Source organism: Streptomyces sp. NPDC056987 (genome assembly GCF_042673865.1).
Classification (GTDB): domain Bacteria; phylum Actinomycetota; class Actinomycetes; order Streptomycetales; family Streptomycetaceae; genus Streptomyces.
The window spans coordinates 258347-268786 of the sequence record NZ_JBHURV010000007.1 but is presented as its reverse complement, the minus strand read 5'-3'; the positions used below and the strand labels follow the sequence as shown (position 1 = coordinate 268786).

Here is a 10440-nt window from a genome sequence, read left to right as displayed (position 1 = left end):
GGGATGCGCCAGGGTTCGGAGCCGTTGGCGAGGTAGCCGTCGGAGAGGAGGAAGACCGGTGTGCGGTAGACCAGCGCGATGCGTGCGGCTTCCAGCGCCGCGTCGAAGCAGTCGGCGGGGGTGCGGGGCGCCACGACAGGGACCGGGGCCTCGCCGTTGCGCCCGTACATCGCCTGCAGCAGGTCCGCCTGCTCCGTCTTGGTCGGCAGCCCCGTGGAGGGGCCGCCGCGCTGGATGGCCACGACCAGCAGCGGCAGCTCCAGCGACACCGCCAGCCCGATCGTCTCCGACTTCAGCGCCACACCCGGACCCGACGTGGTGGTCACCGCCAGCGACCCGCCGAAGGCCGCACCGAGCGCCGCGCCGATGGCCGCGATCTCGTCCTCGGCCTGGAAGGTGCGGACACCGAAGTTCTTGTGCTTCGACAGCTCGTGCAGGATGTCGGAGGCCGGGGTGATGGGGTACGAGCCGAGGTAGAGCGGCAGCTCCGCCTGGTGACCGGCCGCCACCAAACCGTACGACAGGGCGAGGTTGCCGGAGATGTTGCGGTAGGTGCCGGGGGGGAAGGCGGAGCCGGCGGGGGCGACTTCGTAGCTGACGGCGAAGTCCTCGGTGGTCTCGCCGAAGTTCCAGCCGGCCCGGAACGCGGCCACGTTGGCCTCGGCGATCTGGGGCTTTTTCGCGAACTTGGCGCGAAGGAACCGTTCGGTTCCCTCGGTCGGCCGGTGGTACATCCAGGACAGGAGGCCGAGCGCGAACATGTTCTTCGAACGCTCCGCCTCCTTGCGGGAGAGCCCGAACTCCTTGAGCGCCTCGATCGTGAGGGTGGTCAGCGGGACGGGGTGGACCTGGTAGCCGTCGAGGGAGCCGTCCTCCAGGGGGGAGGTCAGATAGCCGACCTTGGCCATGGGGCGTTTGGTGAATTCGTCGGTGTTGACGATGATTTCCGCGCCGCGTGGTACGTCGCCGATGTTGGCCTTCAGCGCTGCCGGGTTCATGGCGACGAGGACGTTGGGGGCGTCGCCGGGGGTGAGGATGTCGTGGTCGGCGAAGTGGAGCTGGAAGGAGGAGACGCCGGGGAGGGTTCCGGCGGGTGCTCTGATCTCGGCGGGGAAGTTCGGCAGGGTCGACAGGTCGTTGCCGAAGGACGCGGTCTCGGAGGTGAACCGGTCACCCGTGAGCTGCATCCCGTCACCGGAGTCACCCGCGAAACGAATGATCACCCGCTCCAGACGACGGATCGCCTTCTCCGGACCACGGATCACCCGCTCCGGACCACGGATCACATGAGCCCGAGCCGGACGGGCCGTTCCGTCCGGGTGGTCCCCGGAGGGGCTCGGGTCACTCGTCTGAGTCGTGTCAACGGCCACAGGCCGCTCCTTCCCGTCGACGCGGCGGACTGTCTGCCGGCGCACGGTAGTGAGCGACCCTTGTGACCGGCCAAAGCCGCGTGACCGCGACCGGCGGACGCCGTCACGGCAGCCAGTCCGCGTCCCGGGCGATGCGGATCGCGTCGATCCGGTTACGTGCGTTGAGCTTGCTGACGATGGTGGTCAGATAGTTGCGTACGGTCCCCACCGACAGCCGCAGCACGGAGGCGATCTCCCGTGCCTCCTCGCCCTCCGCCGTGAGCCGCAGTATCTGGGCCTCCCGGTCGGTGAGGGGATTCTCGAACTCCCCCCAGGCCGCCAGCGCCAGTTCCAGGTCGAAGGCCCGGTGCCCCGCGGCCACCCGTCGTACCGCGGTGGCGAGTTCGGAGGAAGGAGCATCCTTGAGGAGATAGCCGGAGACCCGGGCCTCAAGCGCCCGGCGCAGGGTGCCGGGCCGGCCGAGGCTGGTGAGGATGAGGGCGCCGCACTCCGGGAGTCGTTCGCGCAGCTGCGTCGCGGCCGCCAGACCGTCGACCCCGGGCAGATCGATGTCGATGACGGCGACCTCGGGCCGGTGCTTGAGCGCCATGTCGACGATCTCGTCGCCGCGTTCGACCTCGCAGACCACTTCGAGATCGTCCTGGAGATTCAGCAGGGCGACCAGGGCGCCGCGGACCATGTTCATGTCCTCGGCGATCAGTATGCGTATCACTGAACTCCCGTCTGTGGTCCGTGAGGGCCCGGATCGTGGCGAGGCGGCGCGGTCCGGGCCGTTGCCGCGGGGGCGCGTGGTCATGCGGCTGATCCGTTCGGCGGGAAGGTGATCTCCTTCAGTTCCGCGCAAGCGTCCGCTGTTCTCATGGCGGGTGCTTCGGCGAGGAGACGGAAGGTGCCGTCCTCCCCGGGGCCCGATTCGAGGCGGCCGCCCAGTGCGGTCATGCGTGTGTGGAGGTTGCCGAGTCCGTTGCCGCTGTGGGGTCCGGTGTTGTGGTGGGCGGGGTCGGCGCCGTCGTTCTCGACCACGAGGCGGACCAGGCCGTCCTGTTGGACGGCTTCGATGGCGCAGCGTCGGGCTTTGCTGTGCCGCAGGAGGTTGGTGACGGCCTCGCGCAGTGTGGTGGCGAGTTCGGTCTCGACGTGGGGGGAGAGTGCGGCGAGTTCGACCCGCACCCGTACGTCGATGCCGGCGGCGCCGAGCATCGTCTGTGCGGTTCTGATCTCCTGACGGAGTGACAGGGTGCGGTAGCCGACGGCGGCCCTGCGGACATCGGCGAGGGACTGGCCGGCGATGGTCAGGACCTCGCCGGCCTCCTCCATGGCGCGCTGCGGGTGGGTGGGGATGAGGTGGTGGATGAGTTCGCTCTTGAGGGCGATGGAGGAGAGGCTGAAGCCGAGAAGATCGTGAAGGTCGCGGGCGAAGCGGAGCCGTTCGCCGGTGACGGCTCGGCGGGCGAGTTCGGCGCGGGTGGTGTGGAGGTGTGTGGCCAGCTCCGTCAGCCGGGCGAGTCCGTAGAGGACGAGCCCCGGCAGGAGCGTGGTGTGGGAGAAGGCGGCGCTCTCGACGACGGTGCGGGCGTCGAGGAGCGGCGGGACGAGCATGCTGAGGCCCACGGCGGCGTAGAGCGGCCAGGCCGCCCGGGGTGGCAGCAGGAGCAGGAGTGAGCCGGCCAGGTAGCCCGCCATGGTTTCCCAGTAGGTCCCGAAGACGACGACGGGGAGGTACGTCAGGAGTGCCTGGAGGGCGAGGGTCAGACATCTCCGGGGCAGGGGGGCCCGGCTCCCGCCCGGTGCGGAGTGGAGGAGCTGCAGGGCGAGGACCGGCAGCAGGAGGAGCAGGCTGATCGCCTCGGCCGTCGGCGGCATTCCGGCGCTCAGGATGCCCGTGGTGGTGAGGAGCGCGTAGCCGAGCAGCGCGGCGACGAGGAGGGCGCGGGCCGGCCGGGAAACGGGAAGGCCGATGCTGGGACTGGGCGGGGCCACCGCCTCGGGTCTGCTCCCCCTCGACTCGTCGGCACCGCCGGAACGATCGTGACTGTCCATCATCTGCACTGTCCCCCGCAACATGTGCGTCATCCTGCGGGGAGGATAAGTCAACTCAGTAAAGACTGTGCGGCGATCAGGGTCTCGTGGGCACAAGTTTGTGGGACCAATCGATCGTCGTGCTTCCGCGGTGTTTCGCTGTTCCTGCTGGTCAGGCGCCCGGAATGGGGCGTGGCGGGTGGGTGTTCCGGCGGGTGCGTGACGGATGGATCATTAAAAGGGTGATGGGTGCGGGTATGTCCCCGGTGTGGGGCGGCTCCGGTCGTGGCCGGGGAGCCCGGAACCGGGCGGTGAGCGACCGGCCCCGGCGCCCGTCGTCCCGCGCCGCGGCATCCGAACGCCCGCGCGGGGCCTGAGGCCTGGCCACCGCCCCGGTCACCTCGCCGACCGCCGCCCCGGCGACCGCGCCCGCCGCCGCACCGGTCACCGCGCCGACCGCCGCCGGGGGCCGCGCCCACCGCCGCCCCGGCCACCGCCCCGGTCACCGCGCCCGCCGCCGCAGGGAGGCCGCTCCCTGTCCGCTCTGCACAAGCGGCTCTTTAGAGCGCCCTCGCAGGATTCGAGCGAACAGCACGCCGTCGGCGTCGGGCCGGCAGTCTCGGAGAGGTCAGCGATGCGCGTTCTTTTCACCATCTTTCCGACATCGGCACATCTCTACCCAGCCATCCCGCTGGCATGGGCGCTGCAGAGTGCCGGTCACGAGGTCGTGGTGGCGAGCCCCGAGGGGGTGGTCGACCCGAAGGTGATCGAGAACATCACCTCGGCCGGCCTCACCGCGGTGTCGCTGGGCGGCAAGGAGGAACTCACCGCCTCGCTGGCGCCCCTCATGGCCGGCGCGGGCCCCGACAGGCCCACCCTGGCGCTCGACCCCGCCGACGAGAACGCCTGGCGTCAGGCCAGGGCCGTACTGGCGGGCATGTTCCACGCGTACTACCCGCCGGAGCCGGCGGGCGGCGGGCGTCGGCCGGTCCTCGACACGCTGGTGGAGTTCGCCCGCGACTGGCGCCCCGACCTGGTCCTGTGGGATCCGCTGGCGCCGACCGGGGCCGTGGCCGCGCGGGCCTGCGGCGCCGCCCACGCGCGGCTCCTGTTCGGCATGGACAACATCGGTCTGATCCGTTCCAGGACGCGGCAGGAGCTGGCCGATCCGTCCTCGGGCCTGACCGAGGACCCGTGGATGACCTGGCTGGGCCCGGTGCTGGAGCGCTACGGCCTCGACTTCGCCGAGGAGACCCTGGTCGGCCAGTGGACCCTTGACCTGACCCAGTCCCGGATGCGCGATCCGCTGGACCTGACGTACGTCCCGGTCCGCCGGGTCCCGTACAACGGGGCCGCCACGCTTCCGCCGTGGCTGCACTCCCGGCCCGAGCGGCCCCGCGCGGTGCTCACGCTGGGGGTGAGCCGCCGGCTGCTCGCCGGCCGGCACAGCGGCTTCCCGATGCGGGAGTTCTTCGACTCCGTCTCCGGCCTGGACCTGGAGCTGGTGGCCACGCTCAACGGCGAGCAGCTCACCGCCGTGGGCACCCTCCCGGACAACGTCCGCGCGATCGAGTACGTACCGCTCAACCAGGTGCTGCCCACCAGCTCGGCGATCATCCACCACGGTGGCGGCGGGACGTTCGCCGCGGCCGTCGCGTTCACGGTGCCGCAGCTCGTCGTGCCGCTCCCGATGTGGGACGAGATGGTCACGGCGCGGTACGTCGCCCGCCGGGGCGCGGGACTGGCCGCCGACCCGGCGGCGATCGACGCCGACACCGTACGGAAGGACCTCGTCCGGCTGATCGAGGAGCCGTCCTTCCAGCTCGGGGCCCGTGGACTGTACGAGGACATGCTGGCCGCCCCGGCGCCGAAGGACGTGGTCCCGGTCCTGGAGCGGCTTACCGCGGAGCACCGCGGCTGAACGCCGCCGGGCCCGCGCCCGCACCACACGACACGAGTCGAGTCCAGGACGAAAGGGTGAGTGAACCGTGCGCATCGAGGAAACCACCATCCCCGGCACGTTTCTGATCGAGCCGGACCAACTCTCCGACGACCGGGGTGTGTTCTACGAGTCGATGCGGACCGACGAACTGGAGCGGTCCGCGGGGATCACCTTCCGGCCCCGTCAGATCAACTACTCGGTCTCCAGGCGCCACACCCTGCGCGGCATCCACAGCGTGAGCATCCCCCCGGGGCAGGCCAAGTTCGTCACCTGCGTCCGGGGCGTGCTGCGCGACATCGTCGTCGACCTCAGGGTCGGCTCGCCCACCTTCGGCAGGCACCAGGTCAACGAACTGGACGCCGCCTCGGGCCGCTCCGTGTACGTCCCGGAAGGCGTCGGCCACGGATTCCTGGCACTCACCGACGACAGCTGCATCTGTTACGTCGTCTCCAGCACCTACGTCCCCGGCACACAGATCGACATCAACCCGCTCGACCCCGACCTGGACCTGCCCTGGAACTGCGCCGGGACCCCACTGATCTCGGACAAGGACGCCCAGGCGCCCTCCCTGGCCGAGGCACTGGCAGCGGGCACACTGCCCGACTTCCACGCCGCCTGACGCGGCGGCACCACTGACCCGCCGCCCGCCGGCCCGCCGGAACGGCACGTCCGAGCGGCCGCGCACACCGCGCACCGGACCGAAGAGGCACCACCACATGATTCGAGAGGACCTGCCATGAAGGCTCTGGTGTTGGCCGGCGGATCGGGAACCCGTCTACGGCCCTTCAGCTACTCCATGCCCAAACAGCTCATCCCCATCGCGAACACACCGGTCCTGGAATACGTCCTGAAGAACATCCTGGACCTGGGCGTCACCGAGATCGGGGTCATCGTCGGCGACCGCGCCCCCGAGATCCGCCAGGCCCTCGGGGACGGATCGCGGTTCGGGGCGCGGCTGACCTACATCCGCCAGGAGGCCCCGCTCGGCCTCGCCCACACCGTCTCCATCGCCCGGGACTTCCTCGGTGACGACGACTTCGTGATGTACCTCGGCGACAACATGCTGCCCGAGGGGATCGCCGGTATCGCCGAGGAGTTCGCCGCACACCGCCCGGCCGCCCATGTCGTCGTCCACAAGGTCCCGGACCCGCGGGCCTTCGGCGTGGCCGAACTGGGCCCCGACGGCACCGTGCTGCGCCTGGTGGAGAAGCCGCGGCAGCCGCGCAGCGACCTGGCCCTGATCGGCGTGTACTTCTTCACCCCCGCCATCCACGAGGCGGTCCGGGCCATCGAGCCCAGCGCCCGCGGCGAACTGGAGATCACCGACGCGATCCAGTGGCTGGTGTCGGCGGGCGCGGAGGTACGGGCCGGCCAGTACGAGGGCTACTGGAAGGACACCGGGAACGTCGAGGACGTCCTGGAGTGCAACCAGCGCATCCTGGAGGGCCTGCGGCCCTCCGTGGCCGGCGTGGTCGACGGCGCCAGTGTGCTGGCGGGACCGGTCGTCGTGGAAGAGGGGGCGCGCGTCGTGCGCTCCCGCGTCGAGGGGCCGGCGATCATCGGCGCCGGCACGGTCGTGGAGGACAGCCACATCGGCCCGCACACGTCCATCGGACGCGGCTGCGCGGTCACCGGAAGCCGGCTGGAGTACTCCATCGCGCTGGACGGGGCGTCCGTCACCGGCGTCCAGGGCCTGCGCAGCTCCCTCATCGGCCGCTCCGCCTCCGTCGGCACCACGCTGGAGAGCACGGACCGTTACCGCCTGGTCGTCGGAGACCACACCCGAGTGGAAGTCGCGGCATGAGGATCCTCGTCACCGGAGCGGCCGGTTTCATCGGCTCCCACTTCGTCCGCAACCTCCTCGCGAACACCTACGCGGGGTGGGAGGACGCCGGGGTCACCGCCCTGGACAAGCTGACCTACGCGGGCAACCGCGACAACCTGCCGGCCTCGCACCCGCGCCTGGAGTTCGTCCGCGGCGACATCTGCGACCCGGCCCTGCTGCGCGAACTGCTGCCCGGCCACGACGCCGTGGTGCACTTCGCCGCGGAGTCCCACGTGGACCGCTCGCTCCAGGGCGCGGGGGAGTTCTTCCGTACCAACGTCCTGGGCACCCAGACACTGCTCGACGCCGTGCTGGACAGCGGTGTCGAGCGGGTCGTGCACGTCTCCACCGACGAGGTGTACGGCTCGATCGACGAGGGCTCCTGGACCGAGGACCTGCCGCTGCTGCCCAACACCCCCTACGCGGCCTCCAAGGCCTGTTCCGACCTGGTCGCCCGCACCTACTGGCGCACCCACGGGGTGGACCTCTCCGTCACGCGCTGCTCCAACAACTACGGGCCGTACCAGCACCCCGAGAAGCTCATCCCGCGCTTCGTCACCAACCTGCTGCAGGGCCGGCAGGTGCCGCTGTACGGCGACGGACGCAACGTCCGCGAGTGGCTGCACGTGGACGACCACTGCCGGGGCATCCACCTCGTGCTCCAGGGCGGCCGGGCCGGTGAGATCTACAACATCGGCGGCGGCAACGAGCGGACCAACCGCGCCATCACCGAGCGGCTCCTCGAACTGACCGGCTCGGGACCGGAGATGATCCGCCCCGTCGCCGACCGCAAGGCGCACGACCTGCGGTACTCCATCGACGAGTCAAAGATCCGGGACGAGCTGGGCTATGCGCCGCTGACCGGATTCGAGGAGGGCCTGGCCGCCACGGTGGCCTGGTACCGCGACCACACCGACTGGTGGAAGACCGTTCTGCACGAGGCCGGACATGACGGCGGCTGACACCGGCGGAGCCGCCGGGCTCCGCGTCGTGGTGCTCGGCGGCACCGGCTACCTGGGCCGCCGCCTCGGCGAGGCCTTCACCGCCGACGGCGCCCTGGTGCACCTGGTGTCCCGGAGCCCGGCGCAGGGCGGCCCGGCGGACCCGCGTACCGTCCGTATGGACCTGCTGGCGGCGGGCCCGCGGGAACTCACCGGGTTCTTCGGCTCGGTGCGGCCCGACGTCGTCGTCAACGCGGCCGGCCGGGTCTGGCGGTCCGGCGAGGCCGAGATGGCCGCGGGCAACGCGGACCTGGTCGCCCGGGTCACGGAGTCGCTCGCCGGCCTGGACCGCCCGCCGCGGTTCATCCAGCTCGGCACCGTCCACGAGTACGGCGCCGGCACACCGGGCGCCGGCACCGCCGAGGAACAGGAACCCGCCCCCGTCACCCCGTACGGGCGGACCAAGCTCCTCGGCACCCGGATCGTGCTGCGGGCCGCGGCGGAACACGGCCTGGACGGTGTGGTGCTCCGCCTCGCCAACGTGATCGGAGCCGGAGTGCCGGCCGGCAGCCTCTTCGGCATGGTCGCCGCGCACCTCGGCACCGCCGCCCGCGCCCGGTCCCTGGGCGGGACGCCGGACGAGCTGAGGCTGCCGCCGCTGCGCGCCCACCGCGACATCGTGGACGCGCGCGACGCCGTCGACGCGGTACGGGCCGCCGCCCTCGCACCGGCGGCGGACCTCGGCGGCCAAGTGATCAACATCGGCCGCGGCGAGGCCGTCCCGATGCGTGCGCTGATCCACCGCATGGTCGAACTCAGCGGTGTGGACCTCCCGGTCACCGAGGCCGACGCCGGCCGGCCCGCGCGCACGGACGCGGAGTGGCTGCAACTGGACGTGTCCCGGGCGCTGCGGCTCCTGCGCTGGCAGCCGCGGCACACCCTCGACGACTCGCTGCGCGACCTGCTCGCGGCCGCGGTACCGACGCCAGCCAACGAAAAGGAATGACGATGAGCGATACCGCCGTAACCGCCGACAACAAAGAGCGGGTACTCGACGAGGTCCGCAGGTACCACCAGGAGACCGCGCCCGACCGGGAGTTCGTGCCCGGTGTGACCGAGATCTGGCCGTCCGGGGCGGTCCTCGACGAAGCGGACCGGGTCGCGATCGTCGAGGCCGCGCTGACCCTGCGCATCGCCGCCGGGCCCAGCTCCAGGAAGTTCGAGTCCGCCTTCGCCAAGCGCCTCAAGCGGCGCAAGGCCCATCTGACCAACTCCGGATCGTCGGCGAACCTCCTCGCCGTCTCGGCCCTCACCTCCCACCAGCTCGGTGACCGGCGGCTGAAGCCGGGCGACGAGGTGATCACCGTCGCGGCGGGGTTCCCCACCACCGTCAACCCGATCCTCCAGAACGGGCTCCTGCCGGTCTTCGTCGACGTGGACCTGACCACGTACAACACCACGGCCGACCGGGTGGCGGCGGCCATCGGCCCCAAGACCCGGGCGATCATCATCGCCCACGCGCTCGGCAACCCCTTCGAGGTCGCCGAGATCGCCCAACTCGCCGAGAAGCACGGCCTCTTCCTCATCGAGGACAACTGCGACGCGGTCGGTGCCACCTACGACGGGCAGATCACCGGCACCTTCGGCGCCCTCACCACGGTCAGCTTCTACCCCGCGCACCACCTCACCATGGGCGAGGGCGGCTGCGTCCTCACCTCCGACCTCGGCCTGGCCCGCATCGTGGAGTCACTGCGCGACTGGGGTCGGGACTGCTGGTGCGAACCCGGCAAGAACAACACCTGCTTCAAGCGGTTCGAGTACCAGATGGGCAACCTGCCCGCCGGATACGACCACAAGTACATCTTCTCCCACGTCGGTTACAACCTGAAGGGAACCGACATCCAGGCCGCGCTGGGCCTCACCCAGCTCGACCGGCTCGACGGCTTCATCGAGGCGCGGCGGCGCAACTGGCGCCGGCTGCGCGAAGGGCTGGACGGGGTCCCCGGCCTGCTGCTCCCCGAGCCCACCCCGCGCTCGGAGCCCAGCTGGTTCGGCTTCGTCATCACCGTCGACCCCGAGGCCCGCTTCACCCGCGCCGAACTCGTCGCCCACCTGGAGGAGCGGAAGATCGGCACCCGGCGGCTGTTCGCCGGCAACCTCACCCGCCAGCCCGCCTACATCGGCCGGCCCCACCGCATCGTCGGCGACCTCACCAACAGCGACATCATCACCGAGCACACCTTCTGGGTCGGCGTCTACCCGGGCCTCACCGACGAAATGCTCGACTACGTGACCGCCACGATCAAGGAGTTCGTGGCCCAGCGCGGCTGAGCCCGGACCCAC

At 71.0% G+C, this 10440-nt stretch carries 9 protein-coding genes; 6 read left to right on the top strand and 3 right to left on the bottom strand.

Annotation, left to right across the window (positions count from 1 at the left end; translation table 11 throughout):
* The 3 genes from ACFTZC_RS11575 to ACFTZC_RS11565 form a co-directional block, all read right to left on the bottom strand.
* Positions 1-1265, bottom strand: a 1265-nt coding sequence (locus ACFTZC_RS11575) for a 2-oxoacid:acceptor oxidoreductase family protein (RefSeq protein WP_382888599.1), incomplete at its 3' end; no start/stop codon positions are given.
* A gap of 208 nt (positions 1266-1473) precedes the next feature.
* Complete coding sequence (locus ACFTZC_RS11570) at positions 1474-2082, bottom strand: DNA-binding response regulator (protein WP_382888597.1); 609 nt, start codon at positions 2080-2082, stop codon at positions 1474-1476.
* 80 nt (positions 2083-2162) lie between these two features.
* Positions 2163-3410 (bottom strand): sensor histidine kinase, encoded by a 1248-nt coding sequence (locus ACFTZC_RS11565; protein ID WP_382888596.1) that lies wholly within the window; start codon positions 3408-3410, stop codon positions 2163-2165.
* A 613-nt stretch (positions 3411-4023) separates the two neighbouring features.
* Here ACFTZC_RS11565 and ACFTZC_RS11560 point away from each other — a divergent pair.
* From ACFTZC_RS11560 to rfbH, 6 genes are all read left to right on the top strand, one after another.
* Complete coding sequence (locus ACFTZC_RS11560) at positions 4024-5310, top strand: activator-dependent family glycosyltransferase (RefSeq protein WP_382888595.1); 1287 nt, start codon at positions 4024-4026, stop codon at positions 5308-5310.
* 67 nt (positions 5311-5377) lie between these two features.
* Positions 5378-5950 (top strand): dTDP-4-dehydrorhamnose 3,5-epimerase family protein, encoded by a 573-nt coding sequence (locus ACFTZC_RS11555; protein ID WP_382888594.1) that lies wholly within the window; start codon positions 5378-5380, stop codon positions 5948-5950.
* Between the two features lie 117 nt (positions 5951-6067).
* On the top strand, positions 6068-7135 hold the full coding sequence (locus ACFTZC_RS11550) for a glucose-1-phosphate thymidylyltransferase (protein ID WP_382888593.1): 1068 nt from the start codon (positions 6068-6070) through the stop codon (positions 7133-7135).
* Positions 7132-8118 (top strand): dTDP-glucose 4,6-dehydratase, encoded by a 987-nt coding sequence (gene rfbB / locus ACFTZC_RS11545; RefSeq protein ID WP_382888592.1) that lies wholly within the window; start codon positions 7132-7134, stop codon positions 8116-8118. The genes ACFTZC_RS11550 and rfbB overlap by 4 nt, the downstream gene beginning before the upstream one ends.
* A complete protein-coding gene (locus ACFTZC_RS11540) occupies positions 8105-9103 on the top strand; it encodes an NAD-dependent epimerase/dehydratase family protein (RefSeq protein ID WP_382888591.1) in 999 nt (332 codons plus the stop codon). Before rfbB ends, ACFTZC_RS11540 begins: the two co-directional genes overlap by 14 nt.
* Positions 9104-9105: 2 nt before the next feature.
* Positions 9106-10428, top strand: a complete 1323-nt coding sequence (gene rfbH / locus ACFTZC_RS11535; RefSeq protein WP_382888590.1) for a lipopolysaccharide biosynthesis protein RfbH — start codon at positions 9106-9108, stop codon at positions 10426-10428.
* Positions 10429-10440 lie beyond the last annotated feature (12 nt).